This is a genomic window from Cryobacterium sp. TMN-39-2 (assembly GCF_004402745.1).
In the GTDB taxonomy this organism is placed as follows: Bacteria; Actinomycetota; Actinomycetes; order Actinomycetales; family Microbacteriaceae; genus Cryobacterium; species Cryobacterium zongtaii.
Map to the genome: position 1 here is coordinate 231,091 of NZ_SOFX01000011.1, position 19,875 is coordinate 250,965.

The 19,875-nt window shown below is 68.9% G+C and carries 20 protein-coding genes; 11 read left to right on the top strand and 9 right to left on the bottom strand.

All coding sequences use genetic code 11. The features are described from left to right. Positions 1-64 precede the first annotated feature (64 nt). A complete protein-coding gene (locus E3O57_RS03175; RefSeq protein ID WP_165787911.1) occupies positions 65-1,600 on the top strand; it encodes a PspC domain-containing protein in 1,536 nt (511 codons plus the stop codon). 27 nt (positions 1,601-1,627) lie between these two features. Beyond that, the gene (locus E3O57_RS03180) at positions 1,628-1,906 is read left to right on the top strand and encodes a hypothetical protein (RefSeq protein ID WP_103460997.1); all 279 of its coding nucleotides are present in this window, start codon (positions 1,628-1,630) and stop codon (positions 1,904-1,906) included. Between the two features lie 39 nt (positions 1,907-1,945). On the opposite strand, the gene E3O57_RS03185 is transcribed toward E3O57_RS03180, so the two are convergent. Beyond that, positions 1,946-2,359: an ASCH domain-containing protein gene (locus E3O57_RS03185; protein ID WP_165787912.1), complete on the bottom strand. Its 414-nt coding sequence runs from the start codon at positions 2,357-2,359 to the stop codon at positions 1,946-1,948. A 174-nt stretch (positions 2,360-2,533) separates the two neighbouring features. Between E3O57_RS03185 and E3O57_RS03190 the strand changes: the two genes are divergently transcribed. Beyond that, a complete protein-coding gene (locus E3O57_RS03190) occupies positions 2,534-2,749 on the top strand; it encodes a PLDc N-terminal domain-containing protein (RefSeq protein ID WP_088455915.1) in 216 nt (71 codons plus the stop codon). A 38-nt stretch (positions 2,750-2,787) separates the two neighbouring features. Here the strand turns inward: E3O57_RS03190 and E3O57_RS03195 are convergent, their stop codons facing one another. Next, positions 2,788-3,369 carry a dihydrofolate reductase family protein gene (locus tag E3O57_RS03195; RefSeq protein WP_103460995.1) on the bottom strand — a complete coding sequence of 194 codons (582 nt, stop codon included), beginning with the start codon at positions 3,367-3,369 and terminating at the stop codon, positions 2,788-2,790. Positions 3,370-3,424: 55 nt separating this feature from the next. After that, the gene (locus tag E3O57_RS03200; RefSeq protein ID WP_103479196.1) at positions 3,425-4,471 is read right to left on the bottom strand and encodes an ATP-dependent DNA ligase; all 1,047 of its coding nucleotides are present in this window, start codon (positions 4,469-4,471) and stop codon (positions 3,425-3,427) included. Positions 4,472-4,581: 110 nt separating this feature from the next. On the opposite strand from E3O57_RS03200, the gene E3O57_RS03205 reads away from it, so the two are divergent. After that, positions 4,582-6,291 carry an AMP-binding protein gene (locus E3O57_RS03205; protein ID WP_103479082.1) on the top strand — a complete coding sequence of 570 codons (1,710 nt, stop codon included), beginning with the start codon at positions 4,582-4,584 and terminating at the stop codon, positions 6,289-6,291. 18 nt (positions 6,292-6,309) lie between these two features. On the opposite strand, the gene E3O57_RS03210 is transcribed toward E3O57_RS03205, so the two are convergent. Further along, the gene (locus E3O57_RS03210; protein WP_103479083.1) at positions 6,310-7,776 is read right to left on the bottom strand and encodes a phosphotransferase; all 1,467 of its coding nucleotides are present in this window, start codon (positions 7,774-7,776) and stop codon (positions 6,310-6,312) included. A 23-nt stretch (positions 7,777-7,799) separates the two neighbouring features. Beyond that, positions 7,800-8,342, bottom strand: coding sequence for a GNAT family N-acetyltransferase (locus E3O57_RS03215; RefSeq protein WP_103479084.1), 543 nt, complete (start codon positions 8,340-8,342; stop codon positions 7,800-7,802). A gap of 86 nt (positions 8,343-8,428) precedes the next feature. On the opposite strand from E3O57_RS03215, the gene E3O57_RS03220 reads away from it, so the two are divergent. Continuing rightward, positions 8,429-9,637 (top strand): hypothetical protein, encoded by a 1,209-nt coding sequence (locus E3O57_RS03220; RefSeq protein ID WP_103479085.1) that lies wholly within the window; start codon positions 8,429-8,431, stop codon positions 9,635-9,637. Between the two features lie 97 nt (positions 9,638-9,734). Continuing rightward, positions 9,735-12,161, top strand: a complete 2,427-nt coding sequence (gene ppsA, locus E3O57_RS03225) for a phosphoenolpyruvate synthase (RefSeq protein ID WP_103479086.1) — start codon at positions 9,735-9,737, stop codon at positions 12,159-12,161. An 18-nt stretch (positions 12,162-12,179) separates the two neighbouring features. Here the strand turns inward: ppsA and E3O57_RS03230 are convergent, their stop codons facing one another. Together E3O57_RS03230 and E3O57_RS03235 are read right to left on the bottom strand one after the other, a co-directional pair. Further along, positions 12,180-12,512 carry a hypothetical protein gene (locus tag E3O57_RS03230; RefSeq protein ID WP_088455922.1) on the bottom strand — a complete coding sequence of 111 codons (333 nt, stop codon included), beginning with the start codon at positions 12,510-12,512 and terminating at the stop codon, positions 12,180-12,182. Positions 12,513-12,587: 75 nt separating this feature from the next. Further along, positions 12,588-12,869 carry a hypothetical protein gene (locus tag E3O57_RS03235; RefSeq protein WP_088455923.1) on the bottom strand — a complete coding sequence of 94 codons (282 nt, stop codon included), beginning with the start codon at positions 12,867-12,869 and terminating at the stop codon, positions 12,588-12,590. Between the two features lie 218 nt (positions 12,870-13,087). Here E3O57_RS03235 and E3O57_RS03240 point away from each other — a divergent pair, with 218 nt between their 5' ends. The 4 genes from E3O57_RS03240 to E3O57_RS03255 all read left to right on the top strand — a co-directional run bounded on the left by E3O57_RS03240 (position 13,088) and on the right by E3O57_RS03255 (position 16,939). Continuing rightward, on the top strand, positions 13,088-13,684 hold the full coding sequence (locus tag E3O57_RS03240; protein WP_088457951.1) for a DUF4956 domain-containing protein: 597 nt from the start codon (positions 13,088-13,090) through the stop codon (positions 13,682-13,684). Beyond that, positions 13,681-14,490: a VTC domain-containing protein gene (locus E3O57_RS03245; protein WP_241990285.1), complete on the top strand. Its 810-nt coding sequence runs from the start codon at positions 13,681-13,683 to the stop codon at positions 14,488-14,490. The genes E3O57_RS03240 and E3O57_RS03245 overlap by 4 nt, the downstream gene beginning before the upstream one ends. 51 nt (positions 14,491-14,541) lie before the next feature. Next, positions 14,542-16,398, top strand: coding sequence for a carbohydrate-binding domain-containing protein (locus tag E3O57_RS03250; RefSeq protein WP_103479087.1), 1,857 nt, complete (start codon positions 14,542-14,544; stop codon positions 16,396-16,398). A 136-nt stretch (positions 16,399-16,534) separates the two neighbouring features. Continuing rightward, the gene (locus E3O57_RS03255; protein ID WP_103479088.1) at positions 16,535-16,939 is read left to right on the top strand and encodes a phage holin family protein; all 405 of its coding nucleotides are present in this window, start codon (positions 16,535-16,537) and stop codon (positions 16,937-16,939) included. Positions 16,940-16,966: 27 nt separating this feature from the next. Here E3O57_RS03255 and E3O57_RS03260 read toward each other — a convergent pair whose 3' ends face one another. Together E3O57_RS03260 and E3O57_RS03265 are read right to left on the bottom strand one after the other, a co-directional pair. Next, on the bottom strand, positions 16,967-18,169 hold the full coding sequence (locus E3O57_RS03260) for an MFS transporter (RefSeq protein ID WP_103479089.1): 1,203 nt from the start codon (positions 18,167-18,169) through the stop codon (positions 16,967-16,969). Between the two features lie 15 nt (positions 18,170-18,184). Beyond that, a complete protein-coding gene (locus E3O57_RS03265) occupies positions 18,185-18,850 on the bottom strand; it encodes a GntR family transcriptional regulator (protein ID WP_103460985.1) in 666 nt (221 codons plus the stop codon). 167 nt (positions 18,851-19,017) lie between these two features. Between E3O57_RS03265 and E3O57_RS03270 the strand changes: the two genes are divergently transcribed. Further along, positions 19,018-19,857: an SDR family NAD(P)-dependent oxidoreductase gene (locus E3O57_RS03270; protein WP_088455928.1), complete on the top strand. Its 840-nt coding sequence runs from the start codon at positions 19,018-19,020 to the stop codon at positions 19,855-19,857. The last annotated feature ends 18 nt before the right edge of the window (positions 19,858-19,875 follow it).

Genomic DNA, 19,875 nt, shown 5'->3' on the forward strand with positions numbered 1-19,875 from the left:
CGTCAGGGTGCAATCAGGGTCTTCCCCCATGGTCGGCCGCGCCGCACGGCAGCAAGATGGAGTCATGACCGAGACACCGTCCTACAACCCGCCGCCGACCCCGTACGGCGCTCCAAGCGCCACCCGGCCGCCCCAGGCCCCTGGCGGCGCCGCGTTCTTCGACTGGGTGCGTGGCCTCGGCTTCGTGCGTGGACAGGATCGTTGGCTGGCCGGCGTCTGCGGGGCCGTCGCGGCACGCACCGGTCTCGACCCGTTGATCGTGCGCGGCATCGCCGTCGTGGTCGCCATCCTCGGTGGCCCGATCTTCTTCCTGTACGCGGTGGGCTGGGCGTTGATGCCCGATGAGTCCGGTCGCAGCCTGGTGGAGCAAGCCGCCCGGCAGATCTTCGAACCTGCCATGATCGCCGTCGGTGTGCTGCTGTTTCTCACCTTCGTCCCGTGGATGCAGGGAATCTGGTGGCAGGGACCGCCAGAGGTCTGGGGGATGCCCGGCTGGCTGGAGGTGCTGCTGCGCACCAGCTGGGCCATCGGACTCACCGCGGGCATCATCGTGCTGGTGATCTACATCGCCAAGCGAGTGCCGTCGCCGCGTAACCAGCCGGCTGGCGGCAAGGGCGCCGGGGTGTACCAGCCCAGCACCGCGCCGCAGCCGGGCACAGCGCAGCCTGGCGCGGCTCAGCCGAGCGCGGCTCAGCCGACCGCTCAGTCCGAGTCAGCTGGTGCGTCCCAGCCGACCCCCACCGCGACCTTCATCCCGCCGATTCCGCCGGTGCCGGAGCCGCCCGCCGCCGGCCCGTCACTCTGGGACGACCTGACGGGCAAAACCAGCGCGGCCGGTTCAGCGCCGTACGGATCAGCGCCGTACGGCTCTGCGCCCTATGGGTCCGCCGCCCCGTACGGGACGGACCCCGGCCAGTCTGCTCCGGCGTCCACCTTCGACCCGCACAGCTACCGGGCGATCCAGCGCCGCAAGCACCTCGGCGCCGGCTTCATCTCCGTCGTCGCCGGTCTCGCCCTCAGCGCGGGAGCCGTTGCGGCATCCTTCGTTGCCGACGGGGCCTGGTCGAACAGCGCCTTCCTGGTGGGTGCCTCCGCCGCGCTCGCCGTGATCGCCCTGGGCATCGTCGTCGCCGGAGTGCGGGGCAAGGAGGGCGGCTGGCTGAACTTCTTCAGCATCGTCCTGGCCGGCGCCATGGCCTGGACCGCCGTCATCCCGGTGGGAACCGATGTGGTCCCCGTCGGCGATCCCACCTGGCAGTACAGCACCAGCAGCCCCAACGGCTTCGCGATGTTCGCCGGCGCACCCGTGATCGATCTGACGGATGTCGACACCGCGCCGGCCGGCGCCGACCACACCGTCGATGTCTGGATCGCGTTCGGCGACGTTGAGCTGCTGCTGCCCGACAACCGCACCGTGGCCGTCGAGGCCAGCAGCCTCGCCGGCGGGGTGGATTACACGGGAATGGACGATCTCGACAGGGGCGGCGTGCTGTTCCACGACTCCCGCGTCGTGGCCGAGGGCCGCGGCACCGGCGTCACGACAGTCCGGGTCTGGACGCTCTTCGGCCAGGTCACCATCAACCAACCGGCACTGCGGTAGCCGGCACTGAGCTCGTAGGAGAACACCATGACCGACCCGAACAGCCCCACCGAAACCACGCCGCTGAAGACCTCACCGGCGTCAGAGACTTCCTCCCCGACGCCTGACCGGCTGCCCAGACAACGACCGCTCTTCGCGACCATCCTCTGGGGCGCCCTGATGCTCGCGCTCGCGGCGTTCATGGCGGCCCGTGAGTTGGTGCCGGGTGGGTTCGACCTGGTCACCTGGCTTCTCACGGCTGTCGTGGGCATTGGGCTCCTGCTCGTGGTGGCCGGTATAATCGCCGCCTCCCGTCGCGCCGGCTGATGATGCCCCAGGACCGCGCGCATTTCCAGCCCCGACGAGCTAAACGACCCTGAACACCTTGCTGATCACGGGTTCATCATCCGTCAACTGCCAGTCGGGCTCGCCGAGGTGCTTGCGGACGGCGGGAACCAGGGTCTCCCAGTAGTCGCGGTGCACGGTGCGCCAGTGCTCGAGCGTCGGCGCTTCGTGCTGCGCCTGCTCGAGGGTGACCTCACGAACCGTGGTCTCCACCACCTCGAGGATCTCGAGCACGGCGACGCGGGTGTTGGCGGAGTCGACCAGGGCGTAGAGCGAGCCCACGGTGGGCAGCGCCTCATCGGTCATCTCGTAGGCGACCCGCAGGTTGGAGGAGCCGGTCTTCGCCCCGGTCATGACCAGGGCCACCATCAGTTCGCGGAACTCGCTCGGTTCACCGAACACGAGCGGGGGAAGGGTGTCGATATCGGCGATCATGGTGGCTTTCTTGCGCGGGCGCCCGCGTCTACGCGCGCGAGAGGGGAACACCAGCATAAGCGGCACTGACAGCTCAATGTCCCGGCGCGTCGCGCGAGCGGTGCGCCGGTGGCATGATGCGACTAACGCGCTCCGCCAGTTCCGGTGCCTGCGCGGCAACGATGGGAGAAAACCATGGCATCACGGAAGTGGAGCGAGATGACCGGAGGCCAGAAATCCGGCGTCATCGCCGGCGGTCTCGTGCAGCTGGTTCTGGCCGGACTCGCCTGGAGCGACCTGGCGCACCGGCCGGCAAAGAAGGTCAACGGACCCAAGGGTGTCTGGGCCGCCGTGATCTCGATCAACTACGCCGGCCCGATCGCCTACTTCATCGCCGGCCGCAAGGACTAGCCACCGAACGATCGTGACCCCGCGGTGCCGGTGATCGGTCAGCGGCGCATCCGAAAGCGCAGGTGGAGCACCCGGGTGCCCTGAATCACCACGTCCGGATCCTCCAACAGGTGCTGTGCGTGCACCGACCCGAAGTAGCGCTTGCCGGACCCGAACACGACGGGGACGACGTCCATGCGCACCTCGTCGACCAGGCCCGCGGCGAGCACCTGGCCACCGACATCGCCGGCGGCGACCTCGACGATGCGGTCACCCGCGAGCTCCCGCGCCGTGGCCACGGCTGCCTCGACCCCGTCGACGAAGTGAAACGGCGCCTCGGCAGCCCAGCCCTCTGGCTTCGGCCGGTGCGTCACCACGACCACGTGGTCGACCCCGCCCGGAGGCATCCCGTCCCAGCCGTCCGTGATGTCGAAGACGTGACGGCCGACGATCGTCACACCGATCTGGTCCCAGTAGGGCCGGATGTAGTCGTAGGACGTCTGCGACACCGTCACCGCGCCGCTCTCGTCCACCGGGACGTCACCGCCGGACAGCCAGTCGAACAGCGGTCCGGGCTGGTCGTTCTCGTCCGCGATGAAGCCGTCCACCGACACCGAGCTGTACATGACCACCGTGCTCACGGGGCTCTCCTTTGGTTGGGGGTGCGCCAGACGTCACACCCGGTCATCCGGCCGGTCAGTCCAGCACCTCGCCGAGGTCATAGTCGATCGGCCGTTCCAGCTGGTCGAAGGTGCAGGACCGGGCGTCCCGGTCCGGGCGCCACCGCTCGAACTGCACGGTGTGCCGAAACCTCTCGCCCTCCATGTGGTCGTACCGCACCTCGAGCACGCGGCTGGGCTGCAACCGCACGAAGGAGGTGTCCTTGTTCGCCGAGAACCGGTTGCGCTCGGTCTCCCCGGTGACCACGGCGCCCTCCTCGTCGCGGAGCACCAGCGGTTCCAACTCGTCGATCAGCCGCAGCCGCCAGGCATCGCTGAACGCGGATGCGCCGCCGACGCTGTGCAGTTCACCGTCGTCGCCGTAGAGGCCGAGTAGCAGCGATCCCACACCGCTGCCGCTCACGTGCGTGCGGTAGCCCAACAGCACGACATCGGCCGAGCGGTGGTGTTTCACCTTGAACATCGACCGCTTGCCCGGCGCGTACACGGCCGCGAGCGGCTTGGCGACGATGCCGTCAAGGCCCGCGCCCTCGAACTCGATCAGCCACCTTCGGGCCAGGGCGACATCCCGCGTGGTTCGGGTGAGGTGGATGGGGTCGCCGAGGTCGCCGATCAGGTCTTCGAGGGCCGCCCGGCGGTCGACGAACGGGGTGTCGAGCAGGCTGTGACCATTGCGAGAGAGCAGGTCGAAGGCGACGAAGGTGGCCGGGGTCTCGTCGGCGAGCCGGCGCACCCGGCTGGCCGCCGGGTGGATGCGCTGCGACAGCTGCTCCCAGGAGAGGTGTTCGCTGCCCGGGTCCCCGGTGCGCAGCACGATCTCGCCGTCGAGGACGCAGGGCTCCGGCAGCAGGTCTTCGAACGCGTAGGTGAGTTCGGGGAAGTACCGGGTGAGCATCTTGGATCCGCGGCTGGCGATCGTGCTGCTGGTGCCGTCGAAGGTGACAATGCTGCGGAAGCCGTCCCACTTGGGCTCGTAGCTCAACCCGCCGGGCACACTGTCCGGTTCGGGAACCGTGGCGACGGCCCTGGCGAGCATGGGGGAGACGGCTGTTGCGACTGCCATGCCCGCAGTCTGGCCCGCTTCGGCCTGGCCGAACACCCCTTCGTGCACATATTCCCAGCCAGATGGGTGTCCATGCCCGTGGAGGCATCCAGGGTGAGGAAGATGGAACCATGACTGAGCGCCCGAGTACGACCAACTTCCGCCGCGCCCGCGACCAGCTCCTCGAGCTGCGGGCCGACCACCAGGGCGCCGCCGCCGCCTTCGTCTGGCCGGACGTGGGCGACAGCTTCAACTGGGCCACCGACTGGTTCGACGTGATCGCCACCGGCAACCACAAGACCGCCCTGTGGATCGTCGAGGAAGACGGCCGCGAACTGAAGGTCAGCTTCGACGCGATGGTCACCCGCTCCGACCAGGTCGCCACCTGGCTCGTGCAGCACGGCGTCACCCGGGGCGACCACGTCATGCTCATGCTCGGCAACCAGGTGGAGCTGTGGGAGACCATGCTCGCCATCCTGAAGGTCGGCGCGGTCATCCTGCCCACCTCCACGGTGCTCGGCAGCCACGACCTGGCCGACAGGGTGCTGCGCGCCGGCGTGCAGCACGTGATCGCCAACACCCCGGACACCGCCAAGTTCGCCGACGTGCCCGGGGAGTACTCGCGTATCTGCGTCGGCGAGCCGGCAGCGGGCTGGACCGACTACGCCGAGTCGCACCGCGCCGAAGCCGACAAGGTCGACGTCGCGGTATCCTCCACCGACCCGTCGCTGATCTACTTCACCTCCGGCACCACGAGCAAGCCCAAGATGGTGGTGCACAGCCAGACCTCGTACCCGGTCGGGCACCTCACCACGATGTACTGGCTGGGCCTCCGCCCCGATGACGTACACCTGGCAATCAGCTCACCGGGCTGGGGCAAGCACGCCTGGAGCTGCTTCTTCTCGCCGTGGATCGCCGAGGCCACGGTGTTCATCTACAACTACTCGCGATTCAACCCCGCCGCGCTGGCCCACCAGCTGCACCGCGCCGCCGTCAGCACCTTCTGCGCGCCGCCGACGGTGTGGCGCATGCTGATCCAGGCGGATGTCGGCGCCAAGCCGGCGAGTCTGCGCGAGATCCTCTCGGCGGGTGAACCGCTCAACCCCGAGGTCATCAACCAGATTCAGCGCGCCTGGGGTCTGACCATCCGCGACGGCTACGGCCAGACCGAGACCACCGCGATCGTGGGCAACGTGCCCGGCTCGGTCCTCAAGGCCGGTTCGATGGGGCTGCCGCTGCCCGGTGTTGCCGTGGTGCTCGTCGACCCGGTCACCGGGGCCCTCACCGAGGAGGGCGAGATCTGCCTGGACCTCAGCACGCCCGCGGCGAACCTGATGTCCGGCTACCACGGCGACACCCGGCGGAGCGCCGAGGTGCTGCGCGACGGGTACTTCCACACCGGCGACGTCGCCATCCGCGACGAAAACGGCTACCTCACCTTCATCGGTCGCACCGACGACATCTTCAAGTCCTCCGACTACAAGGTCTCGCCGTTCGAGGTGGAGAGCGTGCTGATCGAGCACCCTGCCGTGATGGAGGCCGCCGTTGTGCCCGCCCCCGACGACACCCGGCTGAACATCGCCAAGGCCTATGTGGCCCTTGCGGCGGGCTGGGCGCCGGATGCGGAGACGGCCCTGGCGGTGCTGCGGCACGCCCGCAACGGCCTGCCGCCGTACATGCGGGTGCGCCGGGTGGAGTTCTTCGAGCTGCCCAAGACCAACTCGGGCAAGATCCGCCGGGTGGAGCTGCGGGCGCGGGAGACCGAGGCTGCGGCAGCGAACGTGCGCCTGGCCGATGAGTGGCGCGACGACCAGTTCCCCGAGCTGAAACAGCGGTCCTAGCGGGGAAACTCGCGGGGGTCAGCCCGGGCTGTGGGCGGCGGCATGGGCATCCTGGGCGAGGCGCCGCACCGCACGCAGCGGAATCGGCAACCAGGTGGGCCGGTTGCGGATCTCGTAGATGCTCTCGTAGACGGCCTTGTCGAGTTCGAACGCGGCCAACAGGGCCTCCTGCCCGGCATGGGCGGTCCCGGCCTGGGAGTCGCCGTCCCCGGCGTGGTAGCCCAGCAGGAAGGCCGCCCTGGCGGTCATCGCCCACTCGATCGCGGCGGGCGCTGCAGCGGGGTCCCGCATGGCGATGGTCGCGCCCACGTAGTCGAACGAGCGGAGCATGCCGGCCACGTCGCGCAGCGGGATGTCCGGCAGCGAGCGTTCGGCGAGCGGGCGCAGAGGTTCGCCCTCGAAGTCGATCAGCACCCAACCGCGCCCGGGCACATCAAGCACCTGGCCGAGGTGGTAGTCGCCGTGGATGCGCTGCAGCCGCGGCCACGGCGCCGCCTTGGCCCTGGCGAAGACGGCCTCGATGGCCTCGCGGTGCGCGGCCAGCTCCGGTACCTCGCGGGCGGCCAGACGGTACCGTTCCCGCATGGTCAGGCACAACTGGTTGATCACATCCGGGGTGGACGCCACGGTGGGGAACACCCTGTCGAGGTCCCGGTGTACCGCGGCGGTCGCGACTCCGAGGGCGTGGGCGGGGATGCTGAAGTCGTCACCGGCCGCGGCAGCAGCCAGGGCGACCCGCCAGGCGTCGTCGACCCCGGGCAGGAACTCCTGAGCGAACACGAGGTGACCGCTGTGCCGGGCGGCAGAGAGCGGGTTCGTCCACTCGCCCGACACGGCTCCGATCGGCTCGGGAACAAACCTGGATCCGGCGCCGGCCAGGGCCGACTGCACCGAGACATCCGGGTTCGACCCGGCTGCGACCACCCTGAACACCTTGCAGATCACCGGGCGGCCGGGCCGGCCGGCCTCGTCGGCGACATCGAGGATGATCGAGGTGTTCGACTGTTCGCCGCTGATGACCCGGCTGGCCGTGACGCTGTACGGGGTCGAGTCATCGGGCCCCATTCCCGCCCGCAACAGCTCACCCCGCGCGGTGACACCGCCCGGCTCGTCGGACGATAGCGACGCGGCCGAGGTGATGAACCTGAGCAGCGCCGCGGCGTAGACGGGATCGTGCGGGGCGTCGTACACGTAGCGGGGGAGCCCGTCGCGACCCACCGTCTGGGCGATGAGAGCCGACGACTCAGGCAACGGCGCCGTGCGCTCGGTCAGCGGCAGCTGGTAAAGCGTGGAGAACCTGCTGGCCGTGTCGAGCACCAGGTGGCAGGCGATGCGCACCCCCGCCTCGTCGGTCGGCAGCGCCCACTGGCCGATGCTGCGCAGCACCGGGCTGTGCGCCTTGCCGGCAAACCAGCGCTGCGCGCCCACCCAGCCGTCGATGGCCGGGGTGAGGTCGATGCCGGTGCCGGCGCTGGCGTGCTTCATGTGGTTCAGCGTAGCCGGACCCGCTACCGCCCAGACGCCGAACGAACCTTCGGAACGGCTGCGCTCAGCAGCGACACGACTACGGTGTCGTTTTTGGTGGCCTGCTGCCCGATCTCGGTGAAGCCCAGCCGGCCGTGAAAGGCCAGCGACTCGGGATTGGCCGGCCGTAGGTTTACCTCGCAGAACACCACATCGGTGGGCAGGGCACGCGCGGTGTCGAAGACCGCCGCGTAGAGCCTGGCGCCGAGGCCCCTGCCGCGATGGCCGGCCGCCACGACGATGCGGTCCACGTAGAGGAAGGTGCGGGCGCGGCCGGAGAAATATCGGTAATTCTCACTGGCATAGTCGGCGCCGGCCGCGAACAGGATCGCGAAGCCGAGCACAGTGTCCGGCTCGGCCTCCGCCACGACGACGATCGCGCTGTGGCTCGCAATGATCAGCGCCGCCAGGGCGTCGGCGTCGAGGTCGTTGACGGCGGGCACGGCGGCGCTGTTGAGCGCGAGCACCTGCGCGGAATCGGTGTCGAGGAAAGGACGCAGGGACACCTGAGGCAGCGTTGCGGTCATTCTCTGACGATAATCGATGTTTGCTCCGGTGTATCGCTGGGCACGGGGGCGGGGGCGCTACGCTGATCCCGACGTGAGGGGGAGCCGTGACGCAGGACCCGACGCTCGCGGCGCCCGCCGTCGAATCGTCGTCCGTCCCCACGCCCCGTCCCAGAACGCGCCGCACCATCCTGACGACGCTGGCCGTGCTGCTCGCCGTGGCCGTGGGCGGTGGCGGATTCTGGGGTTGGGGCGCAGCCGCCCAGGACCGCTACGAGACGGCAACCTCTGCGCTCACCGCCCAAGTCGGCGAGGAGACCGACGCCAGGAACGCCTCCGACGCCAGGTCACGCAACCTGGTCTGGCTCGCCGAGCGAATCCGCGCTGTGGCCGCCACTCCCGCCTTCGCCGCCGACGCACTCCCCGAAGCCGACGCGCTTCGCGAGATCCTGGCCGAGCTCGAACCCGTCATCGAGGCATCCGGCACCGCCGAAGCGATCAGACCCCCGGCAAACGACGAGCCCGTCAGCGACAACGACCACAGCCTGCCCTGGCAGGCCATGGCCGAGGCCGAGCGCATCGAGGGCCTGACCGGTCAATCACAGAGTGCCGAAGACCGGCTTCGCGCGTCGGCTCAGGCGGCGACGACCGGCCGGGACGACCTCGATGCGGCGGAGGCGGCATATTTCACCGCGGCGGCGACCCGGGCCGAGCAGACGATCGTCGACAACCGACTCTCGAATCGTTCGGTACAGGTTCCGCTCATCCGTCTGATCGAATACGCGCGGGATCCCGCCATGTCGAGCGCCAGGGACGCCGTGTTCCTGACCTCGATGACGGATGCCGAGGCGCAGGTGCGTTCCTCGGAGGCCATCCACCAGGCCGAGGCCCACGATCCGGCCTGGGCGGTGCGACGGGAGATCGAAGCGTACGCCCGCTCGCTCAGCAACGGCATCGCCCTGGAGTTCATCTGGGCACCCGAGGTATCCGGTCTCGGCGCGGACTGGCTCTCCGGCACCGCAGAGACCTACGATTCCGATGGCGGCTGGTCGATCATCAGCCTCAACTACACCATCGAGAATGTCTGGTACGAGGGCTCGGACGCCCACGCGGTCGTCGCCCACGAGGTGGGGCACACCCAGGTCTACCGGGAGAACTGCTGGCCGCTCTTCTCGGGCTCCGCCTTCAGCCAGGATCAGGAGGCCTGGGCCACGGCCTGGTCGATCAGCCAGGGCTTCGACGAACCTGGGTCGGGCATCGAGGCCTACGGCCGCCCCACCAACGAGCAGATCGCCGTCGCCGGTACGTGCCGCTGAGCCCGGCCCCGCAGGCCGCGGCACTCTAGCCGCATCCGCCGCAGAGCAGTAAGTTGCGGCTGGGGAGTGCGGCGCTGCACCAATGCCAGGAGGAATCATGCGTGGTCGCGAAGTGGTCTGGTTCAATTCCATCGGCCTGACGGACATCCCGCAGGTCGGCGGCAAGAACGCCTCCCTGGGAGAGATGGTGCGCTCGCTCTCGGCGCGCGGCGTGCGGGTACCCAACGGCTTCGCCACCACTGCGGATGCCTACCGCGCGTTCATCGAGGCCAACGGCCTGGAACCGGTGATCCGTGAGCAGCTGGACCGCTATCACTCCGGCGCCGCGTCGCTCCGCGAAACCGGCCAGAACCTGCGCGAGGCCTTCCTGGCCGGCGAGTTCCCAGCGGCCATCGCTGAGGACATCCGGGTGTACTACCGCACTCTGTCCAAGGACGCCGAGGTGCCCAACCTGCCCGTCGCCGTGCGCAGCAGCGCCACCGCCGAGGACCTGCCCGACGCCAGCTTCGCGGGCCAGCAGGAGACCTTCCTGAACGTGAGCGGCGAACGCGACCTGCTCGACGCCTGCCGCCGCTGCTACGCGTCGCTGTTCACCGACCGGGCCATCAGCTACCGCGAGGTGAAGAAGTTCGACCATCTCGACGTGGCCCTGTCGATCGGGGTGCAGCGGATGGTGCGCAGCGACCTCGCCGGCTCCGGCGTGATGTTCTCCATCGACACCGACACCGGTTTTCCCGGCGCCGCCGTGATCAGCGCGGCGTGGGGCCTGGGCGAAACGGTGGTGCAGGGCGCCGTCGACCCCGACAAGTACCTGGTCTTCAAGGCGCTGCTGGACGAAGAAGACTACGAGCCCATCATCGAGAAGACCCTGGGCCGGAAGGACCGCAAGATGACCTACGCGGAGGGCGGCAGCGCACGCACCCGGGTCATCGACACCCCGGAGCGGGAACGCCGGGCGTTTGTGCTCAGCAACACCGAGATCGTGCAGCTCGGGAGGTGGGCGACCATCGTCGAAGACCACTACGGCCGGGCGATGGACATGGAATGGGCCAAGGACGGCCTCACGGGTGAGCTGTTCCTGGTGCAGGCTCGGCCGGAGACCGTGCACTCGCAGAAGAGCCTGACCCGGTTCTCGGTCAGCCGCCTCACCGAGACCGGACCGCTCCTGGTCTCCGGCGTGGCCATCGGCGACAGCATCGCGTCGGGTACGGCCTGCGTTATCCGGGACCCCGCCGACATCGAGAACTTCCGCGACGGCGCCATCCTTGTCACCGAGATGACCGACCCGGACTGGGTGCCGATCATGACCAGGGCGGCCGGCATCATCACCGATCACGGCGGTCCCACCAGCCACGCCGCCATCGTCAGCCGCGAACTCGGCGTGCCCGCGGTGGTCGGCACCCGCAATGCGACCGAGGTACTCACCGAGGATTCGCCCATCACCATCTCCTGCGCCGAGGGCGACGAAGGATTTGTCTACGCCGGCATCCTGGCTTCTGAGACCGAACAGATCGACCTGGGCGCCGTGCCGATCACCCGCACCCAGGTGATGGTGAACATCGCCAGCCCGGCGGCGGCCTTCGAATGGTGGAGACTGCCCACCGCCGGTGTGGGGCTGGCGCGGATGGAATTCATCATCAACAACCTCATTAAGATCCACCCGATGGCGCTGGTGCATCCGGAGCGGGTCACCGACCCGGCCGTGCTCCGCCAGATCACCGAGCTCACCCGCGGTTACGCGGACCTCGGCGAGTACTTCGTGAACACCCTGGCTCTGGGTATCGCGAAGCTGGGAGCGCCGTACTACCCGCATCCGGTGATCGTGCGGCTGAGCGACTTCAAGTCGAACGAGTACGCGCACCTCATCGGTGGCGACGTCTTCGAGCAGGCGGAGGAGAACCCGATGCTGGGCTTCCGCGGCGCATCAAGGTACTACGACGCCAAGTACGCCGAGGGTTTTGCGCTGGAGTGCCGGGCGCTCAAGCGCGTGCGCGAGCGGATCGGCTTCAGCAATGTGATCGTGATGGTGCCGTTCTGCCGCACCACCACCGAGGCCGACAGGGTGCTCGCGGTGATGGCGGGGAACGGCTTGGTGCGCGGCGAGGACGGGCTGCAGGTGTACATGATGTGCGAGATCCCGGCGAACGTCATTCTGGCCGAGCAGTTCGCCACCAGGTTCGACGGCTTCTCGATCGGCTCCAACGACCTCACCCAGCTGGTGCTCGGTGTCGACCGGGACTCCGGCGACCTGGCGGCGCTCTTCGATGAACGCAATGAGGCGGTGCTGCGGATGATCAGCGAGGCCATAGACAAGGCACACGCGGCCGGCATCAAGATCGGTATTTGCGGGCAGGGACCGAGCAACTACCCCGATTTCGCCGAGTTCCTGGTGGGCGAGGGTATCGACTCGATCTCGCTCAACCCGGATTCATTCCTCAAGACCGTGCACCGCATCAAGGAGGCCGAGACGGCGGGGGCGGCCGGCGAATGGCCCCAACCCGCCAGGGTGACGAAGCCAGGCTGACGAGGCCAGGCGGCGAACCTAGTCCAGGTCCTCGTTGCCACGCAGATCCGCACCGTCGAGCACGGCACGTTCGTAGTCGGCCTCTGCGGCGTCGGCGACCTGCCGGGCCGCGATCACACGCTCGCTGATCCGGTGTTCGACGGCCTCGGCCATCGCCACCTCGTCCGGGGAGGCGTTGGCCAGTAGGTCCTCGAGAACGTCGGGATCGCGATGCATGGCCTCGATCGCGGACACCTCGGCACGAGCCACCGCCGCCCGGCTGCGCAGGAAGGTGATCCGCGCCTCCCACCGGCTGTCGGTCAGGCTCGGCTTGGGTCCTGGGTCCGGGTTTTCGCTGTTGTTGTCGCTCACGGCGCCTCCCTTGTCGGTGGGAGCCTAGCGCCGCAATCCGGCCTGCGGAATGGACCGTCAAACCGGACCGGACCCTCAGTCATAGGCACGCAGCAGCTGCCAGCGGCCGCCGCCGTCGTCGTGCTGGATGTCGAAGACGAGCGAGGTGCCGTCCTCGGCGGTGCCCTGGCAGCGCCAGGCGGCCACCGGTTTGGGCGGATGGGTGAGGAAGTACAGCAGCTCGTCGGGCAGCGACACCGACGCCGTCAACGGCGTGGGGGTGTCGGTCACCCTGAACCGGCGGGCACGCCAGACCAGGCGAACCGGAGAACCCTCCGGCGATACCCAGACCGCGACGGTTTCGTTAATCAGACTCATGGCACATCACCTCAACAGTTAGAACATATGTTCGAAGTTTACCCCTCGGGGTCTGACAATGCGAGATCGGGTTGCCTCCGGTGCGAATGACGCTTCGGGTGATCACCGACACGGCAGGCCGACTCAACTGCGGCTCATAACCGCCGCATAGCCGACTCATAGGGATGTCCGGCTAGATGGACAACGTTGCGTTACCGATTGTTCATTTGGAGGACACCATGCTGCAGGCCACGATCATCCTGATCGATCTGCTCTTCATCAGCCTGCTCACGTTCGGGCTGTATTTTCCGCGTCACCGGCGCCGGGACCTCGTTGTCGCGTACCTCGTGGTCAATGTCGGCGTGCTGGCCGTGGCCCAGGTGCTCGCGTCCAGCACCGTCGGCGTCGGCCTCGGCCTCGGCCTGTTCGGCGTACTGTCGATCATCCGGCTGCGCTCGAGCGAGATCGAGCAGCACGAGGTGGCCTACTACTTCGCGGCGCTGGCCCTGGGCCTGCTCGCCGGCCTCAGCGCCGAACCGACGGTGCTCACCGTGGTGTTGATGACCCTGATCCTCGCCGTGGTCTACGTCGGCGACAACCCGCGCCTGTTCCGCAGCTACCGGCAGCAGAGCGTGGTGCTGGATGCCGCGTTCGCCGAGGAATCCGCTCTCATCGCTCACCTCGAGGGGCTGCTCGGCGCCCGGGTGCACGGGGTGCACGTACGCAGTCTCGACCTGGTGAACGACACCACCCTCGTCGACGTGCGGTACCAGGTGGGTGCGGGGCGTGCCCCGACTGCCACGCCGGCGCCGGTTCTGCAGGAGACGAGCCGATGAGTGCCGTACCGATGAGTGCCGTGCCGACCGGCGTGGTGCTGGACGTGCCGCTCGCGGGCCTGGGCACCATCGGCCTGGCCGAGCTCACCGACCGGGCCGGTCTGCTCACCCGCATCGACCGCAAGTACGTGGTGCCCCGCTCGGAGCTGGACGCTGTCCTGGGCGACCTGGACCCCGGTGTGCGGGTGCTCGACATCGACGGGGTGCGCTCTGGCGCCTACGAGTCGGTGTACTTCGACACCCCCGAGCTCACCAGCTTCCTGATGGCGGCGCATCCGCGCCGGCGCCGCTTCAAGATCCGCACCCGCACCTACGTCGACTCGGCTCAGAGCTACCTCGAGGTGAAGACCCGCGGCGGCCGGGGCGTGACGGTCAAGGACCGCCTGCCGTATCCGATCGACGACAGGGCAACGCTCACCACCGAGGGGCGCCGGTACACCGACACCGTGCTCGACGAGGCCGACATCACCGGCGCCGAGGGGCAGGACCTCGTGCCGACCCTCACGACCAGGTACCGGCGGACGACCCTGTTCCTCCCGGAATCCAGCAGTCGCGCCACCATCGACACCGGACTGTCGTGGTCGACGGTTCGCCGGGGGAGCACCCCGCAGCTCCGGCTGGACCGGCCGGGGCTGTCGATAGTAGAGACCAAGTCCGGCTCCCGGGCATCCGCCGTTGACCGGATTCTCTGGGCCCACGGCCATCGCCCGGCCACCATCTCGAAGTACGGCACCGGCCTGGCCGCCCTCCGCAGTGACCTGCCCGACAACAAATGGGCGCCGGTGCTTCGCCGGTACTTCCGCTAGCCGGCCCCGCACTCCTTGATCCTGTTCGACCCCACCGATTGTGAGTACCCCATGAAGAAATCTCCCCAGACCCCCTCTCCCCGGACCGCCCACCGGGTGCTGCCGTTCCTCGTCACCGCCGCACTGCTGACCGGCTGCACGGCCGTCACCGCGACCACGGACTCGACGGGAACCACGTCCGCCGGCACCGCCGCGGTCGCGATCGACGAGTCCACCACGGCCGCCGAAGTGCTGGCCGCCAACCAGGCGACCCACGCCGACGCCGACGACGACGAGTGGGACGCCGCCGACGTGGTGCAGATCACCCTGGCCGGCGACAGCGTGTCGGCAGAAGGCGGCGCGTCGGCAGAAGGCGGCGCCGTGACCGTCGCCGGCAGCACGGTCACCATCACCGCGGCCGGCACCTACGAACTGAACGGCACTCTGGAGGACGGTCAGATCGTCGTCGCCTCCTCGGGCGAGGGCACCGTGCGCCTGATCCTCAACGGCGTCGAGGTCAGTAACTCCACCGGGGCAGCACTCGTGGTGACCGAGGCCGACGAAGCGATGATCGTTCTCGCCGACGGGTCTGCCAATACCCTGGCCGACACCGACTCCTATGCGGAGGACACCGACGCGAACGCGGCGCTCTACAGCGCGGCCGATCTCACGATCACGGGCAGTGGGTCGCTCGAGGTGACCGGCAACGGCAACGACGGCATCACGAGCACGGATGGCCTGATCATCAGCTCGGGCACCGTCACTGTGACGGCGGTGGACGACGGCATCCGGGGCAAGGACTATCTGGTGGTTGACGGTGGCACCGTCAGGGTGACCGCCGGCGGCGATGGCCTCAAATCCGACAACGACGAGGACGACACCCGCGGCTACCTCGCTCTCATCGGCGGCGACGTGGAGGTGATCGCCGGCGGCGACGGCCTGCAGGCGTTCACCGATGTCGTGTTCGCCGGGGCCACCGTCACGGTCGAATCCGGCGGCGGCCACACCACCGCGGTGTCGGAGGACGCGTCGGCGAAGGGCGTCAAGTCTGGGGTAGTCACTGTCGTCGACGGCGGCACCCTCACCGTCGACGCGGCGGACGACGCGCTGCACTCGGACGGCACCGTGCGGATCGCCTCCGGAACGGTGAGACTCGCGGCCGGTGACGACGGCGTGCACGCAGACACGGCGCTGGACGTCATCGGCGGTGACACCACCATCACGACCTCGGATGAGGGCCTGGAGAGCACCGCCATCAGCATCGGCGGCGGCACGGTCTCGATCACCGCCAGTGACGACGGCATCAACGCGTCCAGTGGCACCGAGACCGGTGCTGAGACCGGCACCGAGGCACAGGGCGGCGGCGGTGGCGGTATGGACGCCGACGGCGGGGAGACCATCACCATCACCGGCGGCACCACCACGATCGACGCCGGCGGAGACGGGTTCGACTCCAACGGGTCGGCGACCATGAGCGACGGCATCCTCGTCGTGAACGGGCCGACCGACAACGGCAACGGGGCACTCGACGTGAACGGCAGCTTCACCGTCACCGGCGGCACCCTGCTGGCCGCGGGCAGTGCAGGAATGGCGGTGTCGCCGGAAGCCGGGTCAGAGCAGACCTTCGTGGCGATCGCCCTCGACTCGACGCCGGCTGCCGGCACTGTCGTGCAGCTCGTGGACAGCGCCGGCGACGTGGTGATGGCCTACGAGTCGGCCAAGGACTTCCAGTCCGTGGTGTTCTCCTCCGAGGAACTGGTCGCGGGCGAGACCTACAGCGTCTACGTGGGAGGCACGGCGTCCGGCGAGATCGCCCCAGGCGTTTATGCCGACGGTGATTACGCGTCGGCGACGAACACGACCACTGTCACGGCCGGCGAGGCCGCGACGGGCACCATGGGCGGCGGCGGCGTCGGCGGACCCCGCTGACCGAGACTCTCACCGCAGTGCGACGGCCGGCCCCGACGGGCCGGCCGTCTCGCGGTGCGGAGCCTCCCACAGCGGGTGGAGCAGCCACAGGGCGGCCGGGGATGACGCGGACCCGTGGCGGCGCTACCATCGCGGCATGATTCGCATCCTGCTGCGCGCGCTGGTCTTTCTGCTTTCGGCGGCCCTGGGCCTGTGGGTGGCGTCCCTGGTGCTGCCCGACCTCACCGTCACCCCGAGCGGATTCGTGACCGCGGTGGTCGTGTTCGCGGTGACCCAAAGCGTGCTCTCGCCATTCCTGGCCAAGGTCGTCGCGCGGGGAGCGCCGGCGTTCCTGGGCGGCATCGGCCTGCTGTCGACGTTCGTCGCGCTGTGGATCGCCTCGCTGTTCCCGGGCGGCCTCACCATCGAGGGCTGGCAGACCTGGATCCTGGCCGCGCTGGTGGTCTGGCTGATCACGGCCGTGGCGACTCTCCTGCTTCCGCTGGTGTTCCTGCGTGAGGCGATGGACAAGCGAGGCACGACCGCGCGCCCGACGCCCTGACAGCATCCTGAAGCCGGCGCTCACCGGTTACGCGCGGCGCAGTCCCACCGCGGTCAGCGCCAGGCAGCCGGCGCACGCGGCGGCGAGCAGCGAGAGCATGGTCGGGTAGTTCGCGAACTCGGTCAGGCTGGCGAAGGCCACCGGGAGCAGGAAGCCCAGGTAGGTGAGGCTGTAGTAGACGCCGGTGATGCCGGCCAGGTCGGTGGCGGTGGAGATCCGCTGGATCTCGACGAGGCCGGCGACGACCGTGATGCCGTAGGCCGCGCCCAGCACGATGCCCGTGATCAGCGCAAGTAGCGGGGAGAGGGTGACTGCTGTTCCCACGGCACTGAGGATGCCCGTGAGCATGAGGCCCATGCCCACCAGGAGAGCCCGGCCGTTGGTGATCGAGTTGAGCCTGGAGACCTGAGGCTGCACCAGGGCTCCGGTGCCCAGGGTGACCACGGTCAGGAGGGTGGCGAAGGCCAGGTTGAGCTCGCCGAGCTGCGACTCCACGAGCTTGGGCATCATGGCGTAGGCGATGCCGGCGGCGCCGAACACCCACGGCGCCGTCGGCAGCACCACCCGCAGGAAGCGGCGGTGGCCGGCCAGCGGCACCTGCAGGTCGAGCCACAGCGACCCGTGTGCCCGGCTGCGCGGCACGGTCTCCGGGGTGCGCAGCAGGCGGGGCAGGATCAGCAGGCTCAGCACGATATGCACGACGTAGGGGAGCAGCGTCGGCATCGGCCCCCACTGTGCCAGGAGGCCGGACACCCCGGCGCCCAGGCCGAAGCCGACGGTCAGGGTGAGCGCGGGACGCCGGGCGCCGGCGGTCGGTCGGGCCACGAGGTCGAACGGGGCGCTCGAGAGTTCCTTGATCCACGCGGTGCCGACCGACATTGCCACGCCCACGCTCAGGCCGGCGAGGAACCGGCCCAGGCAGATGACGACCTCGCTGGAGAACCCGAGCCCCAGCAGGATGCTCGCGGTGATGCCGGCGAGGACCCCGGCAACCATGAGGGGCTTGCGTCCGTGGCGGTCGGAGAGGGCCCCGGCCAGCAGGAGACCGGGAACCAGGCCGACGACGTAGAAGCCGAGGAACAGATCGGCGGTCACCGTGGAGTAGTTGCCGAGGGTCTCGTACATGTGCAGGAGCGGGGTGAAGTGGTTTCCGCCCCAGGCCATGACGAACAGGGCGGGTGCGGCGAGGTGCCACGGGGGAGTAGAGCGGGGAGTGCGGCGGCTGGTCATGGTTCTTTCTGGTTGCTAGAGCATCCGGGGCAGGCGGTGCCCGGATTCCAGGTGGGCCCGCAGCGCCTGGTCGTAGGCGACGGTGTCGCCTGCCCGTAGGTGCTCGGCCAGGAGGCGGTGTTCCGCGATGAGCCTGTCGATGCTGTCGGGGTCACGGGCGGCCACCCTGTGCACCAGGCGTTCGAGCCGGGGGCCGAGGCGGGCGTAGATCCCGTCGATGACACTGTTGTGGGTCTCGTCGACGATCCGCGCGTGGAAGCGGTGATCGGCGCGGGCGTAGGCCAGGAGGTCGCCGGCGGCGGCGGCATCCGTTTGTGTCTGGATCAGGGCAGTCAACTCGGCCTCGACGGCGTCGATCTGGCTGGGGCGCTCGCCGAGGACCTGCACGGCCTTGGTCTCGAGCAGGATGCGCACCTGCAGGAGCTCGGCGGTCTCGGTGTCGTCGGCCGCGGTGACGATGGCGCCCTTCTTGGGGAAGAGCCGCAGCAGGCCAGCCGACTCCAGTGCGAGAAAGGCCTCCCGGACCGGGGTGCGGCTGAGTCCGAGGGAGGCAGCGACATCACCCTCGGTGATCAGGGCGCTCGCCGCGAGCTCGCCGGAGATGATCGCCTCGGCCACGTGGGTGTACGCGCGGTCCACGGCCGAGGAGCCGGCCGGGTGGGAGCGTGCCGATAACTGCATTCCTTCATCGTACCGAAAAACCGGGCTGATAAATGCATCAATAACCTCAACAGGGTTCGGCGGCGGTTCGGCTGCGGCCCGTTTGACGGCGTCCCGGCCGCCCGCAGTAGAGTTCAGGCACTGTGAGTCGACGATGCCTCGCCCCGAAATGAGCGGAAGAGCACCAGATGACCGACCGAACCATTGTGATCACCGGCGCCAGCGACGGCATCGGTGCGGCAGCCGCCCGAGCCTTGGCAGCGACCGGTGAGCGCATCGTGATTGTCGGGCGCTCGCCGCAGAAGACCGAGGCCATCGCCGCCGAGCTCGGTGCAGACCACTTCATCGCCGACTTCGGCCGGCTCGCCGAGGTGCGCACCCTGGCCGCCGAACTCCTGCAGCGCTATCCGCGCATCGACGTGCTCGCCAACAACGCCGGCGGCATCATGGGCAACCGCGAGATCACCGTCGACGGCCACGAGAAGACCTTCCAGGTGAACCACCTGGCGCCGTTCCTGCTGACCACCCTGTTGATGGATCGCCTGCTCTCCAGCCGGGCGTCGGTGATCAACACGTCGAGCACCGCCAACCGGTTCGGTCGAATCGACCTCGACGACCTCGAGAACGACCGCAAGTACTCGCCCAACAACGCTTACGGCGATGCGAAGCTCGCCAACATCCTCTTCACCCGCGAACTGCACCGGCGCTACAATTCGCGCGGCCTGGTCACGGCGGCGTTCCACCCGGGTGTGGTCGCCACGAGCTTCTCCACCGACTCCACAAGCATCATGCGGCTGGTCTACCAGACCGCACTCAAGCGCATGCTCATCACGCCGGAGAAGGGCGCGGACACCCTGGTCTGGCTGGCGAGCACGGCCGCCGGCGTCGACTGGCAGTCGGGCGAGTACTACGAGAAGCGCAAGGTGCACTCCACGAACCATCAGGCGACGGATGCCGGCCTCGCGACGGCGCTCTGGGAACGCAGCATCGACATGGTCGCCACCGACCTGCTTCCACAGGGCAGCTGAGCCCGACCGATACCTGTT